Origin of the sequence: Pasteurella oralis (assembly GCF_042681465.1) — a bacterium.
GTDB lineage: Bacteria > Pseudomonadota > Gammaproteobacteria > Enterobacterales > Pasteurellaceae > Pasteurella > Pasteurella oralis.
Genome location: NZ_JBHUFP010000025.1, coordinates 232897 through 252728 on the forward strand (window position 1 = coordinate 232897; position 19832 = coordinate 252728).

16 protein-coding genes are annotated in these 19832 nt (G+C 38.2%); 13 read left to right on the top strand and 3 right to left on the bottom strand.

Annotated elements, in window-relative coordinates; genetic code table 11:
• The first annotated feature begins 5 nt into the window (after positions 1 to 5).
• The 4 genes from ACFSAV_RS10515 to ACFSAV_RS10530 all read left to right on the top strand — a co-directional run bounded on the left by ACFSAV_RS10515 (position 6) and on the right by ACFSAV_RS10530 (position 5200).
• Positions 6 to 1166, top strand: coding sequence for an ATP-grasp domain-containing protein (locus ACFSAV_RS10515; protein WP_101775321.1), 1161 nt, complete (start codon positions 6 to 8; stop codon positions 1164 to 1166).
• Between the two features lie 65 nt (positions 1167 to 1231).
• Positions 1232 to 2938 (top strand): molecular chaperone HscC, encoded by a 1707-nt coding sequence (locus ACFSAV_RS10520; protein ID WP_379099399.1) that lies wholly within the window; start codon positions 1232 to 1234, stop codon positions 2936 to 2938.
• A 21-nt stretch (positions 2939 to 2959) separates the two neighbouring features.
• Complete coding sequence (locus ACFSAV_RS10525; RefSeq protein ID WP_379099402.1) at positions 2960 to 4747, top strand: hypothetical protein; 1788 nt, start codon at positions 2960 to 2962, stop codon at positions 4745 to 4747.
• Positions 4748 to 4756: 9 nt separating this feature from the next.
• Positions 4757 to 5200 (top strand): methyltransferase family protein, encoded by a 444-nt coding sequence (locus ACFSAV_RS10530; protein WP_379099405.1) that lies wholly within the window; start codon positions 4757 to 4759, stop codon positions 5198 to 5200.
• A gap of 63 nt (positions 5201 to 5263) precedes the next feature.
• On the opposite strand, the gene cpdB is transcribed toward ACFSAV_RS10530, so the two are convergent.
• The 3 genes from cpdB to ACFSAV_RS10545 form a co-directional block, all read right to left on the bottom strand.
• Positions 5264 to 7237 (bottom strand): 2',3'-cyclic-nucleotide 2'-phosphodiesterase, encoded by a 1974-nt coding sequence (gene cpdB, locus ACFSAV_RS10535; RefSeq protein WP_379099714.1) that lies wholly within the window; start codon positions 7235 to 7237, stop codon positions 5264 to 5266.
• Between the two features lie 184 nt (positions 7238 to 7421).
• Positions 7422 to 8066 (bottom strand): superoxide dismutase [Mn], encoded by a 645-nt coding sequence (gene sodA, locus ACFSAV_RS10540; protein ID WP_379099408.1) that lies wholly within the window; start codon positions 8064 to 8066, stop codon positions 7422 to 7424.
• Between the two features lie 152 nt (positions 8067 to 8218).
• Entirely contained in the window at positions 8219 to 10495 is a 2277-nt protein-coding gene (locus ACFSAV_RS10545; protein WP_379099411.1) for an NADP-dependent malic enzyme, read from the bottom strand.
• Between the two features lie 213 nt (positions 10496 to 10708).
• Here ACFSAV_RS10545 and rsuA point away from each other — a divergent pair, with 213 nt between their 5' ends.
• From rsuA to ACFSAV_RS10595, 9 genes are all read left to right on the top strand, one after another.
• Positions 10709 to 11410 (top strand): 16S rRNA pseudouridine(516) synthase RsuA, encoded by a 702-nt coding sequence (rsuA, locus tag ACFSAV_RS10550; protein ID WP_379099414.1) that lies wholly within the window; start codon positions 10709 to 10711, stop codon positions 11408 to 11410.
• Position 11411: 1 nt separating this feature from the next.
• Entirely contained in the window at positions 11412 to 12614 is a 1203-nt protein-coding gene (locus tag ACFSAV_RS10555; protein WP_379099417.1) for a Bcr/CflA family multidrug efflux MFS transporter, read from the top strand.
• A 1-nt stretch (position 12615) separates the two neighbouring features.
• Entirely contained in the window at positions 12616 to 13560 is a 945-nt protein-coding gene (treR, locus tag ACFSAV_RS10560; protein WP_379099420.1) for a trehalose operon repressor TreR, read from the top strand.
• Positions 13561 to 13713: 153 nt separating this feature from the next.
• Positions 13714 to 15132: a PTS trehalose transporter subunit IIBC gene (treB, locus tag ACFSAV_RS10565; RefSeq protein ID WP_379099423.1), complete on the top strand. Its 1419-nt coding sequence runs from the start codon at positions 13714 to 13716 to the stop codon at positions 15130 to 15132.
• 93 nt (positions 15133 to 15225) lie between these two features.
• Positions 15226 to 15477 carry an MmcQ/YjbR family DNA-binding protein gene (locus ACFSAV_RS10570; RefSeq protein ID WP_379099426.1) on the top strand — a complete coding sequence of 84 codons (252 nt, stop codon included), beginning with the start codon at positions 15226 to 15228 and terminating at the stop codon, positions 15475 to 15477.
• A gap of 127 nt (positions 15478 to 15604) precedes the next feature.
• Positions 15605 to 17245 carry an alpha,alpha-phosphotrehalase gene (gene treC, locus ACFSAV_RS10580; RefSeq protein WP_379099432.1) on the top strand — a complete coding sequence of 547 codons (1641 nt, stop codon included), beginning with the start codon at positions 15605 to 15607 and terminating at the stop codon, positions 17243 to 17245.
• A 477-nt stretch (positions 17246 to 17722) separates the two neighbouring features.
• Entirely contained in the window at positions 17723 to 18364 is a 642-nt protein-coding gene (gene ccmA, locus ACFSAV_RS10585; protein ID WP_379099435.1) for a cytochrome c biogenesis heme-transporting ATPase CcmA, read from the top strand.
• Positions 18365 to 18409: 45 nt separating this feature from the next.
• Positions 18410 to 19075 (top strand): heme exporter protein CcmB, encoded by a 666-nt coding sequence (ccmB, locus tag ACFSAV_RS10590; protein WP_101775334.1) that lies wholly within the window; start codon positions 18410 to 18412, stop codon positions 19073 to 19075.
• 12 nt (positions 19076 to 19087) lie between these two features.
• The gene (locus ACFSAV_RS10595; RefSeq protein ID WP_101775335.1) at positions 19088 to 19828 is read left to right on the top strand and encodes a heme ABC transporter permease; all 741 of its coding nucleotides are present in this window, start codon (positions 19088 to 19090) and stop codon (positions 19826 to 19828) included.
• Positions 19829 to 19832 lie beyond the last annotated feature (4 nt).

Sequence of the window (19832 nt, forward strand, 5' to 3'; positions counted from 1 at the left end):
GTCCTATGAATTACATTGTGATTTCACCTTATTACCCTGCAAATTTCCAAACATTTTCCATAAAAATGCATGAATTAGGCATCAATGTATTAGGCATAGGGCAAGAACCTTACGAGCAACTACCTGAAAACTTACGTGTTTCTTTAACTGAATATTTTAGAGTCAATAATCTTGAAGATATTGATGAAGTAAAAAGAGCGGTTGCTTTTCTATTTTATAAACATGGACCGATTGATCGTATTGAATCACAAAATGAATATTGGCTTAATAATGACGTATTATTGAGAGAACAATTTAATGTATTTGGTTTGAAATCAAGTGATTTGCTAAAAACCAAACGTAAATCAGAAATGAAAAAGATTTTCCAGTCTATTCCAGTCCCTGTTGTTGAAGGTGCATTAATTAGAACAGAAAAAGAACTTGATAGTGCAGTGAAAAAATTGGGCTTACCTTTGATTGCAAAACCTGATATTGGTGTGGGAGCTGGTGGTACATTTAAATTAGCATCAAAACAAGATGTGGCTGATTTTAAACAACAATGGCAAGGACTTGATTATTTTTTAGAGCCATTTGTTGAGGGAGACATTATCACTTATGATGGATTATTGGATCAAAATGGGAATATTTTGTTTGAAACCAGTTTGGTCTACACCATTAGCCCAATGGAATTGTTTAAGAGAACACATGATATTGGTTATTATGTTATCAAAAATGCCGACGAAAAATTAAAGCAATATGGACGAGCAATTACTCAAGCTTTTGGTATGAAAGAGCGCTTTTTCCATTTAGAATTTTTTCGCTTACCTAATGATGAATATGTGGTGATTGAATATAATAATCGTCCACCTGGCTCTTATATTTTAGATATCTACAATATGGCATATCAAATTGATTTATATAAAGAATATGGTCGTGCAGTACTTGGTAATCGTGAAAAAGTTAGCGTATTTGATGAGATGATTTGTGTAGCACAATCAAGACGTTATGATATTACATATTGTTATTCTGAAGCGGATATCTATCAGAAATACGGACAATATATTATTGCAAGATTAGAAACTCCACGCGCATTTGCCGATTTGCAAGGGGATGTTGTGTATATAATAAAAACGGATAATGAAGACTTAGCGCATGAAATCATGCAAGCAGTCTATCTTCGTGCTTAGGATAAAATGCCCAACTATTTTGGGCATTTTTGTTGTTTTGATTGAATGGTTTTAAGGTTTTTAATATGGCATTGCAAATTGGTATTGATTTAGGTACGACAAATAGTTTAATTGCGCAATTTATAGATGGAGAAACACGTTTAATTCCTAATCGATTAGGTCATTATTTAACTCCTTCAGTGATTAGTGTCGGTGATGATGATTCTCTTTTAGTTGGCTTGCCTGCTCGTGAGCGTTTATCGACTAAACCTCATTTAAGTGCGGCTGCTTTTAAGCGTTTTATGGGCACGGATAAAGTATTTTATTTAGGACAAAAGCAGTTTCGTGCAGAAGAATTATCTGCACTTATTTTAAAAAGTTTGAAGGAAGATGCGGAGGCGTTTTTAGACGAAGAAGTCACTGATGTCGTGATTACTGTACCAGCCTATTTTAATGCAATTCAACGTCAAGCGACGAAAGCTGCTGCACAAATGGCTGGGTTAAATGTACTACGTTTGCTTAATGAACCCACTGCAGCAGGACTAGCTTATAATTTACAAGAAAAACCAGATGATACTCGCTTTATGATTTATGACTTAGGAGGCGGGACATTTGATGTTTCAATTCTAGATTACTTTGATGGTGTGGTGCAGGTGTCTGCCAGTGCAGGTGATAATCATCTTGGCGGCGAAGATTTTGTGCAAGTGGTTTATCATTGTTTCCTGCAACGTTGTAAAACATTGACAGAAAAAGAGCGTGCTAAAATCAGTGAAAATAAAGAACTTTGGCAAATATTTGAAAGTGCAAAGCGTACATTGAGTCAGGAAAAATTTGTTGATATTACCTTAGTTATTGATGGAAAAGAACACGCTGCCCGAGTGACTTTTGATGAATTTCATCAAGCTTCGCAAGGGTTGTTAGCACGTTTACGTAAACCTTTAGAAAGGGCATTACGTGATGCTAAATTACGTCCGAGTCAAATTGATGGCATTATTCTTGTTGGCGGTGCAACCAGAATGCCGATGATTCGTAACATGATTGGGCAGCTTTTTCAACGCATTCCGCAAGCCAGTATTCATCCTGATGAAGCTATTGCTCGTGGTGCCGCAGTACAAGCCGCTTTAATTGCGCGTCATGCAAGCGTAGAAGAAGTTGTGCTCACTGATGTGATGCCTTTCTCATTAGGCACTAATACAGTAAAAGAATTTGATGGACGCAATATCGGAGGGCAATTTGCCCCTATTATTGAGCGTAATATGCCAGTTCCTGTTTCTCGTGTACAAACTTTTAGCACGGTATTTGATAATCAAACACAGATCCGCTTTGAAATCTTGCAAGGTGAATCGCCATTGGCAAAAGAAAATTTGCAGTTAGGTGAGATGAGTATCCAAGTTCCTGCAAAACCTGCGGGAGAAGTTTTAGTGGATGTACGTTTTAGTTATGATTCTAATGGACTATTGGAAGTGGATATTAGTAATCAAGATTTAAAGTTACAAGTATCTGATGTTTTCCAACAAAATGCACAAAGTTTAACAGTAGAGGAAATTGAGCAATCTCGCCAAAAATTGACCGCACTTAAGGTACATCCACGTGATCAAGAGCAAAACATTTACTTGTTAGAGAAAGCAAAACGCTTATATGAAGAATATTTAGGTGAGAATCGTCAAATAATTAGTGAACATATGGGATACTTTTTAACCGCGCTTGATAGCCAAGATGAAATTCAAATTCGTCGAGCACAAAAACATTTTAGCGAGTTTTTATCTCGTTACGATGGTGGTTGGTTATTATAAGCAAGTGGGCGGTGATTTTTTATGAACTGTTGGGATATTTTAAGTATTGAGCCGACGAGTGATGAGCGAACGATTCGTCGTGCCTACGCCAAGCAACTCAAAATAACACGCCCTGACGAAGATGCTGAAGGATATCAACAATTACGCGCAGCTTTTGATGAGGCTTTATCTATTGCACCTTATTATCAAGAACAAGAGCAAGAAGAATGGGAATGGCAGGATACAACGGAAGATATTGCTGTATTAGATGTACAACAGCAATCTGTAGTTATCGAACTTGAACAACCACCCGTTGCGGTTGATTTAGCAGTAAGTAATCTATTGGATGACGTTCCGAATCAAGATGATGTTTTACTGAGCTTTGAGCATGAGCCGACTCTTCATGCTATCGAGCAAACTGATGAACAGTCAGCTTCAACACAAGATGAATCAGCATTTGCACCAACTTTGTTAGCGGTTGAGTCTACTGATGAGCCAGCAAGTCAACAAAATATGAATATTGCATTAACTTCAGTAGATCAAGTGTTAGCCGATATACAACAACGTTTTGATCAAGCGGGTGTTCAAGGATTGATTGCAGATTGGGGGTTGATTCAGGCGCAATTAGCACTTTTACCTTTGGAAGATAGCGATTATGCATCTTGGTCATTATTGCAATTTTTAAAACACAATTTAATTGGAAACCCTTATTTATGGGCGCAATGGTCAAATTATTTTCATTGGCATGATGATTACCAAGTCGACACTTTTTTATCTTTTGATGAACAAGAACAATTGAGAGAGCATTTGTTTATTGCAGATTTAGTCAGTGATAGCTCATTTGGTGTTGAAGAATATCCAGTTGCAAAGAAATTGATGAGCCAAATAGCGAAAGGTCGTCACTTTTTACTTAATGTTTTTTATACTTTCTTAGTTTATCCATTCTTGCTTTATGAGCAGCCAAAGGGTTACCGCTTTTTATTTGATGAATATAATTTTACTTTTTTAAAAATACATCAGCGCAGTAAGTATTTAAGAATACTGTTGCGCGCTTATCTGATGTATATTTTGTGTTTTTTACCTATTCAAGCTGAAGCAGGGTTTTCTGGGCAAGTACTTGCTACGAGTTTTTTATTTTTATTGATGATGGGACTCTTTTCTATTTTTGCTCCGATGATCTTGCTTTTTGCACCAAAAAATCAGAAGTTTAGGTTGATTGTGGGGGTAATATTGCCTGTTGTATTGCTTATCCCACTCTATTTTCAACAATTAGATAGCTTCATCGTACAGCAACCTTTGTTATGTTTTGTTATTGTCTGTTTTTTATGGGGCTGTGTAGATAATGAAACAGGTTGGCAAAAGTTTGGTTATAACCTAGCAGCATTTGGACTATTTTTGCTATGTGGTTTGAAGGAAGTAAATGCAGGATTAGATGCGTTTCTTATTATGTTGGCGTTAGTTTGGATTAATAGTAATTTATTTTTGACACAATATTATCCTGCTGTTTATGCCAGCTTATATGACAAAATGAATACACCTTTCGTACCATCACCTAAAAAAGTGACTGAGCTGCCTTTGTTAATTTTGAATAGCTTAATCAGCATGTTATTGTGGTTTTATTTATTACCATCGTTAGTGGGGCATTGGTTAGCAAGAACACATGATCGTGGCAGTATTTTTGAGATCGTGGTAATGACGCTATTTATATTAGCGAGTTTGAGTCAATTTACGGATTATGCATTATTTTTATTTTATCCTGTGTTGTTATGCATTTACTTGTTGCAGCTCAGTATCAAGAAAGTGGTTTTTTATTTGTGGGATCGTAGATAAGGAAAACACATGATGAATAAAGTTAAACTGCCTCCTCCCGTTGTGTTTATATGCTGTGCGATAGCGATGGCGTATATTCCTGCCTTAATTAGTTTTCCGCAATGGCTGTGGCTGATAGTTAGTTTAGTTTTAGTGAGTATGTTAATTGCAGGGATGAGTTTGTGGCAATTTTTACAAGCGAGAACAACGGTGAGTCCACTTGCATTAGAGCAAACTTCCACATTAGTGGTGACTGGCATTTATCAAATCAGTCGCAATCCTATGTATTTAAGTTTAGCATTGTTGCTATTAGCTTGGGCGCTCTGGTTGGGGAGTTTAAGTGCGGTCATTTTTTTCATTATTTTTGTTGCGGTCATGACAAAGTGGCAAATTAAACAAGAAGAACAAGTATTAGAGCGTTTATTTGGGCAAACTTATTTAGATTATAAACAGAAAGTGAGACGCTGGTTATAATGAGCGTGCGATAAAAAAAGCAAAGTGAGTGAACACTTTGCTTTTTTATGTAATGGCAATAAGTTATTTGGTTAAATCGACTTGATAGACTGCGAATCCGACTTCATCCGTTCCGACTTGTTTTACTGGGTATTGTGCTTTGTCTTGAATAAATTGTTTTGCTTTTTCGCTTGGTGATGTTTCAAAACGAATGTCCAATTTTGCTTTTGTGTTAATTGGAGCAATACGCCAGTTTTTATCTGCACTTGGGCGAACTTGACCTTGTGCTTTACTTTCTGCCGAAATGTAATTAGCCAAAATTTGACGGTTTTCATCTGGTGCAGCAAAGACAATATGGTTATCACCTGTGCCAGGGAATTTAGCGCCATAAGCACGATAGTTATTCGTTGCAATTAAGAATTCCGCTTTTGGATCTACTGGTTTGCCTTGATAGGTTAAGTTGATAACACGATGTGATTTATCGTTAATCAATTTACAATCGCCGTCGTAACGTGCCGGTTGAGTGATATCGAATTGATATTCTACACCGTCAATCACGTCAAAATTGTAAGTACGGAAACCTTCCCAATCTAATAAACTTTGTGGTTGTTCATTATTTGGATCGATTTGTTTAAACATACCCGCGCTACATTCCAACCATTCTTTTAATTCAGCACCAGTGACTTTTACAACAACCAATGTGTTTGGATAGAGATATAGATCTGCTGCATTACGGAAAGTGAGATCACCTTTATCTACTTCAGTGTAACCCGTTGGATCATTTTTACGACCGCCTGCTTTAAATGGGGCACCAGCACTTAAAACAGGTAAACCTGCTAAGTCTGGTAAACCTTTTACGACATTCTCAACATAGGCTTTTTGTGCTTGGTTAACAATTTGTACTGTTGGATCATCTTGTACTAAGGCTAAATAGCTGTACATATTGTCATCCGCTTTACCAATTGGTTGAGAAACGAATTCACGGGTTGCTTGGTGAACAGGTGCTAAAAGTGCACTGATTTCTGGATGATTTTCAACGGTCGCTTTTTTATTTTCCGCATCATAAATTGGACGTAATTCCGCTTTACCATCTGTGACCAACCATTTGCCATTGACTTGTGATAAAGTTAAATCGACGACACTAATGTTATTACCCCAATAACCTGCCATACTTTCTGGTACGCCTTTGACAGTTCCTTTTGCAATATCTACATTGGCTGATTTCGCAAATTCTTTGTTTGGGAATAAACGGTGCGCATGACCAAAAATAATGGCATCTAAGCCTTTTACATCAGCAAGATGGAATGCCGCATTTTCTTCGCCTTCTTGGTATGGCTCGTCTGATGGACCAGTGTGAGCAAGTGCAACAATGATGTCTGCACCTTGCTGTTTTACAATTGGCACGTATTTTTCAGCGGTTTTCTTGATATCATGCGCAAGTACTTTACCATCAAGATTAGCTTTATCCCAAATCATAACTTGTGGTGGCACAAAACCAATATAGCCAATTTTGATCATGTGTTTTTTACCATTGCTATCAACAACTGCTTTGTCTTGGATAAAATAAGGTTGGTAACGCGGCTCGCCAGAATCTGCTTTGACCACATTAGCATTAATAATTGGGAATTTGGCTTGACGGATGGAATCATCAAGATAGTCTAATCCATAGTTAAATTCATGGTTACCTAACGTTCCTACGTCATATTGCATGGCATTTAATGCATCAATAGCAGGGTTTGATTTATTTTCTTTATAACCTTTAGCTGCTTGATAATCTGCAATTGGATTGCCTTGAATTAAGTCGCCATTATCGACTAGCACGCTATTTGGTACTTCATTGCGTGCTTGTTTGATTAACGATGCTGTACGAGTAAAGCCAAACTTTTCCGTTGGTGCATCTTTGTAATAATCAAAATCTGTTAAGAAACTGTGTACATCTGTTGTTGCGATAACACGTAATGAAACGGCATTTTGCGCGGCAGCAGATACATATTTAGATGCAGTAAACGTTAAAATACTGCACGCACCTAATTGTAGAAAACGTCTTCTATCCATAATGACTCCTTAATGTAGAAATGAGAAAAATTAGGAGGGTATTCATTCTAGAGAAATTGTGGCTGCTTCTCTAGCGATTTCTGCTCAGAGAATGTGATCTTTCTCATAAAATAGAGAAAAAGTGCGGTCTGTTTTCGTGAAATTTTGTAATAAAAAAATCCCCTCGCTTGAGGGGATTGAGTAGAAATTAGTTTGAACAGTTGCAATGTTCTGTTTTTTTAGCAAAACGTTCTGCAACGAAATCCCAGTTTACCACATGCCAGAATTCTTTGATGTAGTCTGGACGGCGGTTTTGGAATTTTAAGTAATACGCGTGTTCCCACACATCTAAACCTAATAATGGATAGCCTTCACAGCCTGCGATTTCTTTACCCATGATTGGTGAATCTTGGTTTGCAGTCGAAACTACGGCTAATTTACCATCAGCTTGTAAAACTAACCATGCCCAGCCAGAACCAAAACGCGTTGCTGCCGCTTTTTCAAATTCTGCTTGAAATGCTTCAACTGAACCAAAGTCACGCACGATAGCATCTTTTAATTCACCTTGTAAAGTTGTTCCTTTCTTCAAGCTTTTCCAGAATAAAGTATGGTTTAAATGACCACCTACATTGTTGCGTAATGCGGTGAATTTATCAGTTGGTACCTGTGCTAACTTGGTTAATAATTCACCTGGGCAAGCGCTTGCAAACTCAGGTAAGTTTTCTAATGCCGCATTGGCATTATTAATGTAAGCTTGGTGATGTTTAGAATGGTGGATTTCCATCGTCATTGCATCAAAATGGGGTTCTAATGCATCGTAGGCATAGCCTAATTCAGGTAGAGTATAAGACATAATTATTTCCTTTATTGAATAAAAGTAAGGGCATTATTGCCAAAAAAGTAACAAGATTTTAACAGGAAAATTGATTGAGATCATTATTTCTCTGCAGTTAACACAAAAAATCTCAGGGCAGATTTTTACCTCTGCCCTGATTTTGCTATCCACTACTTACAAGTGGACTCAACATTGGCTGCCGCAATCGCGACCATATTAATGATCCGGCGCACAGAAGACGCGGAGGTGAGAATATGAACTGGTTTATTCATCCCCATTAAAATTGGTCCGACTGTAATTGGAGTGGCGGTGCCCTGTAATAGGTTCAAACTGATCCGTGCGGCTTCCATATTTGGCATCACCAATAGGTTTGCCGCGCCTTTTAATGGACTGTCTGGCATGATGTCCTGACGCAATTTCTCATTTAAAGCGACATCACAATGCATTTCGCCATCAATGATTAAGTGCGGTGCTTTTTCCTTCACTAGAGTTAAAACTTCGCGCATTTTGACCGCACTTGGATCATCAAAAGTACCAAAGTTAGAATGTGACACGAGTGCAATTTGCGGTTCAATACCAAAACGACTCACTTCATTTGCTGCCATAATTGTAATTTCAGCAAGCTCTTGTGCAGTTGGATTTTGATTGACAAAGGTATCTGTAATAAACAAATTACCCGTTGATAACACTAATCCATTGACGGTGGCAGGCGTCGGTACACAAGGTTGGACACCAATCACTTCTTTAATGTTGCTTAAATGTGAAGCATAAGGACCGACCAGACCACATAACATCGCATCTGCTTTACCTAGTTCTAATAAAGTGGCACCAATAACCGTTGGGTTATGTAACATTTTGCGCTGGGCACCAGCAGGCGTAATACCTTTACGTTTGAGTAAGTTGTAATAAGCATGACAACATTCTTCAAAATAAGGATTATTTTCAATGTCGATTAATTCAAAATCTCGTCCTTCTTGTAGTTGCAAGCCAAGTTGTTTGATTTTTTGCTGAATGACAGTTGGGCGTCCAAGTAAAATAGGATTGGCGATACCTAACGTAGCAATTTCTTGTACTGCATGTAGCACACGTGATTCTTCACCGTCAGTCAGTAAAACGCGTTTTTTATTTTGTTTTGCTTGGGCAAACACAGGTTTCATAAATAAGTTTGTTTTATATACAAACTGTGTCAGGTTTTCGATATAAGCATCAAAATCCGTAATTGGACGCGTGGCGACACCAGAATCCATTGCCGCTTTGGCTACTGCTGGTGCGATTTTGACAATCAGACGTGGATCAAATGGTTTTGGAATTAAATATTCTGGACCAAAAGACAGCTCAGTTTCGCCGTAAGCTGATGTGACTACTTCGCTTTGTTCTGCTAAGGCAAGATCAGCAATTGCATGGACTGCCGCTAGTTTCATTTCTTCATTAATCGCAGTTGCACTCACATCTAGTGCGCCACGGAAAATAAATGGGAAGCAAAGTACATTATTGACTTGATTTGGATAATCGGAACGACCAGTACACACAATTGCATCAGGGCGAACTGCTTTCGCGAGTGGTGGTAAAATTTCTGGCTCAGGATTAGCAAGCGCAAGAATTAATGGGTTTGCAGCCATCGTTTTGACCATATCTTGTGTCAATGTGCCCGCGGCAGAACAGCCTAAAAAAATATCTGCGTCATTAATCACTTCAGTGAGTGTACGTTTGCCATTATCTGTAATGGCATAGCGTTTTTTGGTTTCATCCATTCGCTCATCACGACCATGGAAAATTACCCCTTTGGAATCACATACCACAATGTTTTCACGTGGTAAGCCAAGACTCACTAATAAGTTTAAGCATGCGATAGATGCAGCACCTGCACCAGAAGCCACTAATTTTACTTTAGCAATATCTTTTTTTACGATACGTAAACCATTTAGTACTGCAGCAGCACTAATAATCGCAGTACCATGTTGGTCATCATGGAAGACTGGAATTTTCATGCGCTCACGTAGTTTTTGTTCAATATAAAAACATTCAGGCGCTTTAATATCTTCTAAATTAATACCACCAAAAGTAGGCTCAAGTGAGGCGATAATATCAACTAATTTATCTGGATCACTTTCATCAATTTCGATATCAAATACGTTTACCCCTGCAAACTTTTTAAAAAGGACACCTTTTCCTTCCATGACGGGTTTGCCTGCGAGCGCCCCAATGTTGCCTAAGCCTAATACAGCACTACCATTAGAAATCACTGCGACTAAATTACCACGTGAGGTATAACGATAAGAGGCAGCAGGATCAGCTTGAATTTCCAAACAGGGAACCGCAACACCCGGTGAATAAGCTAACGCAAGATCACGTTGTGTGGCGAGAGATTTAGTTGGGGTTACTTCAATTTTCCCCGGTGTTGGATATTCATGAAAATCAAGTGCAGCTTGGCGTAATTGTGCATCCATAAAACAGTCCTCTTGTGGATAGATAAATAAAGATTGAGATTCAACATTATAAATAAAATAACAATAAAAAATGTGATATGAAACACAGTATTCATATTTTAGTTACAAAGTGTTATTGCTTATTTTTTGACAACATGTCGCTTTGTCGCGGAAAAGTAGTAGAATACTTGAGTAGATAACTTGGTGTATTAGGATAAGAAGTTAGGATTGTAAATGCGATTAGATAAGTTTTTAGCTGAGAATACAGGATTAACACGTTCACAAGCAAATAAAGCCTTAAAGCAAAGTGTGGTGACAGTAAATGGCAAAATCGAAAAAAGTGGCGCACTAAAAGTGAATTCTGCAGATCAAATTTGTTTTAATGGTGAGCGATTGTCTTGGATTGAAGCTGGACAGTATATTATGTTGTATAAACCGCAAGGCTATGTTTGTTCTCATGATGATGGTGATTATGCCACGATTTATCAATTGATTGACTATTCTCTGGCAAGCAAATTACATAGTGCGGGGCGTTTGGATGTGGATACAACAGGCTTAGTTTTGCTAACGGATGATGGGCAATGGTCACACCGAATTACTTCGCCAAAATATCATTGTGAAAAAACTTATTTAGTGACGCTTGCTGATCCTGTAGAAAGTCACTATCAACAAGCTTGTGCTGAAGGTATTTTATTACGTGGTGAGAAATTACCAACCAAACCTGCAAAACTTGAAATTATTGATGATTACAACGTAAATTTAACGATTAGTGAAGGGCGTTACCATCAGGTTAAACGGATGTTTGCGGCGTTAGGTAATAAAGTCGTTGGTTTACATCGCTGGAAAATAGGGGATGTTGAATTAGACGAAAATTTAGCGGAGGGAGAATATCGTACCCTCTGTGAACAAGAAATAATGTGTTTTGATAAAGGATGATATGTTGACTGAACAAAAATCTGGCAAAGCAGGTGCTATTTTTATTGTCACATTGGGCATTTTATCTATGTTACCTCCTTTAGGCGTAGATATGTATTTGCCAGCGTTTTTGCTAATTGCACAAGATTTGAATGTGACACCAGAGCAAGTACAACATACATTGACTTTTTTTGCTGCTGGGATGGCAATTGGGCAACTTTTTTGGGGACCGGTAGGGGATAGCTATGGGCGTAAACCTATTATTTTATTAGGTGTGACAGTCAGTGCTATTGCTGCATTGGTTTTAACGCATATCAATTCGATCGGAAATTTTACTGCGCTTCGTTTCATACAAGGCTTTTTTGGTGCGGCACCCGTAGTATTAGTGGGTGCGATTTTACGTGATTTATTTCATAAGAATGAGTTATCAAAAATCATGTCATCAATTACGCTTGTATTTATGTTAGCTCCTTTACTGGCACCGATTTTAGGAGGGCATTTAGTTTCTTGGCTACATTGGCATGCTATTTTTTATGTAATCGGTTTTATGGGGGTAGTATCCTGTCTATTGGTGCTCCTAGTTATTCCTGAAACTCATCATAAAGCACAACGAATTCCTTTAAGATTAGGTGTTGTTGGGCGAAACTTTCTCACGCTTTGTCAGCAAAAAGAAGTACTTGGTTACATGTTTGCTTCTGCTTTTGGTTTTGGTGGCTTATTTGCCTTAATTACGGCTGGTTCCATTGTTTATGTTGGGCTTTATGGTATACCTGTCGATCAATTTGGCTATTTTTTTATGTTTAATATTGCGGTGATGACTATTGGATCTTTTATTAATGGACGAATTGTCAACAAAGTGGGAACGGAAGTCATGTTAAGAGCAGGTTTAATGGTTCAATTTATAGCAGCGATCGGTTTAGTACTGGTTTCGCTTTTTGATCTTGGCTTTTGGCCAATGACTTTTTGTTTAGCTATTTTTGCAGGGCAAAATCCATTAATTTCTTCTAATGCAATGGCTTCTATTTTAGAAAAATTTCCTAAAATGGCAGGTACAGCAAATTCTATGGTAGGCAGTGTACGTTTTGGTACAGGGGCAATAGTGGGTTCGTTAGTCGCATTAATGCCGATGAAAAGCGCAGCACCAATGTTGTTAACTATGGCATGCTGTAGTGTAGTGTCGGTCAGTTGTTATTATTTGTTAACTTATCGGAATTTACAGAAATAAAATGACAAAGCTCACTATTAAAGATATTGCGCGTTTAAGTGCGGTAGGAAAATCGACAGTTTCACGCGTGTTAAATAATGATCCTAATGTCAGTGATAACACCCGCGAGCGCGTCCAAAAGATTATTGCGCAATATGGTTTTCAACCTTCTAAATCTGCACGTGCGATGCGAGGGGTCAGCGATCGTGTGATTGGGATCATCGTCACTCGCTTATCTTCCACAGCAGAAAATCAGGCACTATCGAGTATTTTACCGTTGCTTTATGCACAACAATGTGAACCTATCATTGTCGAAAGTCAATTTAACCCACAATTAGTGGATGAGCATCTTGCTTTTTTTCATCAGCGCAGAGTTGATGGTGTGATTTTATTTGCTTTCAGCGAATTAGAAGAACAAAGCCTACAAACTTGGCAGCATAAAATGGTTGTCATTGCTAAAAATTATCCTTCACTTTCTTCCGTTTATTATGATGATCAGAAGGCGGTGCAGTTATTAATGACACACCTTTATGCACAAGGGCATCGCAAGATCAGTTATTTAGGTGTGGATGATCGGGATATGACAACGGGTTATGCCCGCCATCAAGCTTATTTGCATTTTTGCCAACAGCATGATTTACAACCTTGCGCTTTACAAGGTGAATTGGGCTATGAGTGGGCCTATCAGCATACAAGTGCGGTCATTTTTCCAGAAGTTTCTGCTCTGGTTTGTGCTACTGATACTTTAGCTATTGGCGCATTAAAATATTTGCAAGAACAGCAATTAACGCATATTCAAGTTTGCGGAGTGGGTAAAAGCCCATTATTACATTTCTTATTTCCTAATGTGTTAAGTGTTGATTTAGGTTTCGCACAAGTCGGCGAAATTGCAGTAAAACAATTAGTTGCTTTACTGGAAAATCAGCCAATTCAACAGCACTGTCTTGATTGTCGATTAGTTTTTTAATGTGATGATTCGATCTTTTTATTAAATTTGTGATCTTGATCGCATTTATTTGATTATAATTGGGAACGTTCCCATTGATTAAATAATCAACATATTTATAATACGCAATAAGTTAATTTCTTCCCCCTTTGATTATGAAAAAAGAGGCTATTTATGGCAAAAATCGATCCAAATGCAGTAGATAAAATCATTGAATATGTTGGTGGTCGTGACAACATTGCAGCGGTAACGCATTGTATTACTCGTTTACGTTTCATTTTAAATGACGATGCAAAAGCAAATGCGGAAAAGCTTAAAAGTTTACCAATGGTAAAAGCCAGTTTTGCCACAGGCGGTCAATATCAAGTCGTCATTGGGCAAGAAGTGGGTGATTACTATAAGATTTTGCTTGAAAAAACCGGTCTTGCTAATGCAGATAAAGAGCAAATCAAAGCGGCTGCCCGTCAGAATCAGAAATGGTATGAGCGCAGTATCTCTCATTTAGCCGATATTTTTATCCCATTATTGCCTGCATTGATTAGCGGTGGTTTGATTTTAGGTTTCCGTAACGTGATTGGTGACATCAAAATGTTTGAAGATGGCACTAAAACACTCGTGGATATTAGTGCATTTTGGGCAAGTATGCACAGTTTCTTATGGTTAATTGGTGAAGCGATTTTCCACTTCTTGCCAGTTGGTATTTGTTGGTCAATTGCACGCAAAATGGGGACATCGCCTATTTTAGGTATCGTATTGGGGGTAACGCTTGTTTCGCCGCAATTAATGAACTCTTATGCATTAGGTTCACAGCTACCAGAAGCATGGGATTTTGGCTTCATGGCAATTGAAAAAGTCGGTTATCAAGCACAGGTCATTCCCGCGATTATGGCAGGATTAGCGTTATCCTTTATTGAGCGCTATTTAACCAAAATTGTGCCAAGTTATTTGAATTTAGTTATTGTGCCTGTCGTATCAATTATCTTAGCTGTTTTCCTTGCACACTCTATTATTGGTCCTATTGGTCGCGAAATTGGTAATGGCGTTGCTTTTGTCGTGAAACATGCGATGACAGGTGATTTTGCCCCAATTGGCGCAGCACTCTTCGGTTTCTTATATGCCCCATTAGTCGTGACTGGTGTGCATCAAACGACGTTAGCCATTGACTTCCAAATGATTGGTAGTATTGGTGGTACACCTGTTTGGCCTTTAATTGCACTATCCAATATTGCACAAGCTTCCGCAGTACTAGCGATTATCTATGTGAATAAGACAGCAGAATCGCGTGAGGTGTCAGTACCCGCTGCAATTTCCGCCTATTTAGGCGTAACTGAGCCTGCAATGTATGGGATCAACTTGAAATATCGTTTCCCAATGTTGTGTGCAATGGTGGGGTCTGCGGCGGCTGGTTTAATTTGTGGTTTAGCGGGCGTCTTAGCAAGTAGTATTGGGGTTGGTGGCTTACCGGGAATTCTGTCTATCCAACATCAGTATTGGGCTGTTTATGCCTTAGCAATGGCAACAGCGATTGTGGTGCCATTTATCCTCACTACGATTGTTTACAAACGTAAAGAAAAAGCAGGTACTTTGAGCTAATCATTTCCACTTTCTCTTTTTACTCAGTTGGAGGGAAAGTGCGGTCTGTTTTTACAGAATTTAGATAAAAGCATTGTTCAAAGGGGGGGATAGATGTTAACGCGTGACGTTATTTTAGAATATATCGCGAATAAATATGCTATTTGCCCCGATTATCCTTGGCAAGATAAACCTGATTACGCGGTATTACGTCATCAACATAACCGTAAATGGTTTGCGCTGATTTTGACTGTACCAGCAGTCAGTTTAGGATTATCAGATGCAGAGCAAATCGATATTGTTAATTTGAAATGTGAACTGATAGTTTACGTCAAAGTGAAGCGATTTTTCCCGCCTACCATATGAACAAAACACATTGGTTTAGCTTGCGTCTAAATAGTACTTTTTCACAACAACAAGCTTATCATTTAATCGACTGGAGTTTTGATTTAACTCGTTAGTTGATATCAATACAATTTTATAAGGGAACAAGATGAGTAGTAAAAATTGGTGGCAAAACGGCGTGATTTACCAAATTTATCCGAAATCTTTCCAAGATACGACAGGGAGTGGTACAGGGGATATTCAAGGCATTATCAAGCGATTAGATTACTTAAAAGAATTAGGCGTTGATGGGCTTTGGATTACCCCAATGTATGTTTCGCCACAAATTGATAATGGTTATGATATTGCTAATTATCGTGATATTGATCCAAGTTATGGCAGTATGGCTGATTTTGAGCAGTTAATTGCACAAGCACACCAACGTGGTATCAAAATTGTAATGGATATGGTGTTTAACCATAGTTCTACTTTTCATCCGTGGTTTGTTGAAGGCGAAGATCCAAATAGTGCTTACCATGATTATTATATTTGGCGTGAAGAACCAACTAATTGGAAATCTAAGTTTGGTGGTTCGGCATGGAAATGGTCTGATAAAGCACAGAAGTACTATTTACATTTATTTGCTCCAGAACAGGCAGATTTAAATTGGGAAAATCCAAGATTGCGTGAAGAATTGTTTGCGATTTGTCAGTTTTGGGCAGAAAAAGGCATTGATGGTTTGCGTTTAGATGTGGTGAACTTGATTTCAAAACCTGAACAATTTGAAGATGATAACGAAGGTGATGGACGTCGTTTTTATACCGATGGACCTAAAATTCACCAGTATTTACAATTATTAAATCAACGTGCGTTAACGCCTTATGGCTTGATGACTGTTGGCGAAATGTCTTCCACCACATTAGAAAATTGCCAACAATATGCCAATTTAGCAGGCACAGAGCTGTCGATGACTTTTAATTTCCATCACTTAAAAGTAGATTATCCAAAAGGTGAAAAATGGAGCTATGCCAAACCAGATTATGTGCAATTAAAATCTATTTTTAACTATTGGCAACAAGGTATGCATGGTCAGGCATGGAATGCATTGTTCTGGTGTAATCATGACCAGCCACGTATTGTGTCGCGCTTTGGTGATGAAGGGCAATGGCATCAACAGTCAGCCAAAATGCTGGCGATGATCTTACACGGTTTGCAAGGAACGCCTTATATTTATCAGGGTGAAGAATTTGGTATGACAAATCCAAACTTCACTACGATTGAACAATATCGTGATGTAGAAAGTCTGAACGCCTATGCAGAATTGCGAGAGAAAGGGATTGATGAAGCATTAATCATGCAAATTTTGGCACAAAAATCCCGTGATAACGGTCGTACACCAATGCAATGGGATGACTCAGAACAGGCGGGATTTACTACGGGCACAGCTTGGATTGATGTAGCAAAAAATTATCCACACATTAACGCAAAAGCCGCTTTAGCGGATAAAAATTCCGTGTTTTATACTTATCAGGCATTGATTGCATTACGGAAAAAATTGCCTATTTTAACTGAGGGAGATTATCAAGATCTAGCACCTGAACATCCAGCGTTATGGTGCTACCAACGCCAAACAACACATGAAAAATTACTCATTTTGGCTAATTTAAGCGAAGTAGAACAAGTCGTTGCGCTACCACAAATGTGGTGTAATCAACATGTTACTTGTTTGATGAATAACTATGATGAAGATGTCATACCTGAAGCCAGAATGACATTAAAGCCTTATCAAGCCATCTATCTGTATAAATGATTTTTTCCAAATCATGTGATAGCAAAATATTGTGTTGACTAAAGTGCGGTTGATTTTCGCACTTTTTTATTTATTGCTTTAACCGTGTTTCTGTGGATAGATAACTAGGAAAGTGTAATGGCATGGGGAAAATGGCAAGTTGATATGAGCCTGAATTATCACTTTTTGCTAATGAAGCGATACTAGAAGAAGGTAAATTGTAAGATCAAAAAATGGCAGAAATGATACAACGATTATTGGAAGAAGAACGAAATAAAACGAGTGATGATCTAATTAATTAGCTAGTTTTATTTAAATGAATGAAATCGTCTATTGAATAAATAGGCGATTTTTTTGTTAGAAATCATAACTTTTGTTTTAAATCAATAAACCCTATGATCCACCTCTAAAGAGGTAGCATTTTCCGAGTTCGATCACTACGCCAAGTTTATTGCTTATGATAGAATGCGAGCCATTAATAGGTGGAATTGATTAATTATGCAAAAATCTTATCAATTAAAAACAGAAAAGCTAGCTTGCCAGCGTGGCGACAAAATATTATTTACGGAATTAAATTTAATAGTGAATAGTGGCGATTTTGTACAAATTGAAGGGCATAATGGTATTGGTAAAACCAGTTTATTACGTATTTTAGTGGGATTAGCCCAGCAACTTGAAGGCAATGTGTTTTGGAATGATGAGCTGATTCAAAAACAGCGTGAAGCGTATCAATATGATTTGCTCTATTTAGGTCATCATTCAGGGATTAAACCCGAATTAACGGCTTGGGAAAATTTGAAGTTTTACCAACATATTAGTGCTTGTGAGCAGGATGAAGAGAGATTGTGGCAAGTGTTAGAAACCGTTGGATTATTAGGGCGCGAAGATATTCCTGCTGCGCAGCTTTCCGCTGGGCAGCAACGACGCATTGCATTAGCACGCTTATGGCTATCTAACGCACCCTTATGGATTTTAGATGAACCTTTTACGGCGATTGATAAAAAGGGTGTGCAAGTATTGACCGCACTTTTTGAACAACATGTTCAGCAAGGGGGAATTGTGATTTTCACTAGTCATCAAGATGTGCAAAGCCATTTACTCACTAAAGTGCGGTTAGAAAATTATAAATTTACGGATTGACTTGTTAGTGAAGTGAGCAAGTTAGCATAACAATTAAGTCATAATATGATATTTACTCAAATCATCAAACGAGAACTGCGCATAGCCATGCGCAAACAAGCGGAAATTTTAAACCCACTGTGGTTCTTTTTGATTGTGATTACTTTATTCCCTTTAGTTATTGGACCTGATCCAACATTATTATCACGGATTGCACCAGGAATCGCATGGGTTGCTGCACTCTTATCGGCATTATTATCATTCGAACGTTTATTCCGAGATGATTTTGTTGATGGCTCATTAGAACAACTAATGTTGACAGCACAACCTTTAGCATTAACTGCCCTAGCTAAAGTGATTGCGCATTGGCTATTAACTGGATTGCCATTAATTTTATTATCACCGATTGCAGCTTTGTTGCTTTCATTAGATATTCAAATTTGGTGGGCATTAGTACTCACATTGTTAATTGGTACACCAGTGTTAAGCTGTCTTGGCGCGATTGGCGTTGCATTAACTGTCGGATTACGTAAAGGTGGTGTGCTATTAAGTTTATTAGTTGTACCTTTATTTATTCCAGTTTTAATTTTTTCTGCTTCAACGCTTGAAGCGGCGAGTTTGAGTATGCCATATCATGGGCAACTCGCTATTTTAGGTGCAATTTTAGCGGGTGCAATGACCTTGTCACCTTTTGCTGTTGCGGCTGCATTACGAATTAGTTTAGATCAATAAAAGGATTGCTTTATGTGGAAGTGGTTACACCCTTATGCAAAATCAGAAACTCAGTACCATTTGTGTGGTAAATTTTTGCCAATTACTGCTATTTTGACCGCGCTTTTACTCGTCACTGGTATCATTTGGGGCTTGGCCTTTGCACCAGCAGATTACCAGCAAGGTAATAGTTTCCGTATTATGTATGTTCATGTACCAACAGCAATTTGGTCAATGGGCGTGTATGGTTCAATGGCTATTGCTGCATTTATTGCGTTAGTCTGGCAAATTAAACAGGCGCACTTGGCAATGATTGCAATGGCGCCTATTGGTGCGTTATTTACTTTCTTAGCCTTAGTGACAGGGGCGGTCTGGGGTAAACCTATGTGGGGAACTTGGTGGGTTTGGGATGCACGCTTGACTTCTGAATTGATTCTGTTCTTCTTATATTTAGGTGTGATGGCATTATATTCTGCGTTTCAAGATCGTGCTGTCGGTGCGAAAGCCGCAGGTATTTTATGCTTAGTTGGGGTGATTAACCTACCTATTATTCATTTCTCAGTAGAGTGGTGGAATACGTTGCATCAAGGCGCAAGCATTACTAAATTTGAAAAGCCATCTATAGCCACACCGATGTTGATTCCATTAATTTTATGTATTTTCGGCTTTATGATGCTTTATATTTGGTTAACTTTAATTCGTTATCGTACTGCTTTAGTGAGAGAGGACAGTAAACGTCCTTGGGTACAGGCTTTAGCGAATAACCTGAAGTAAGTGT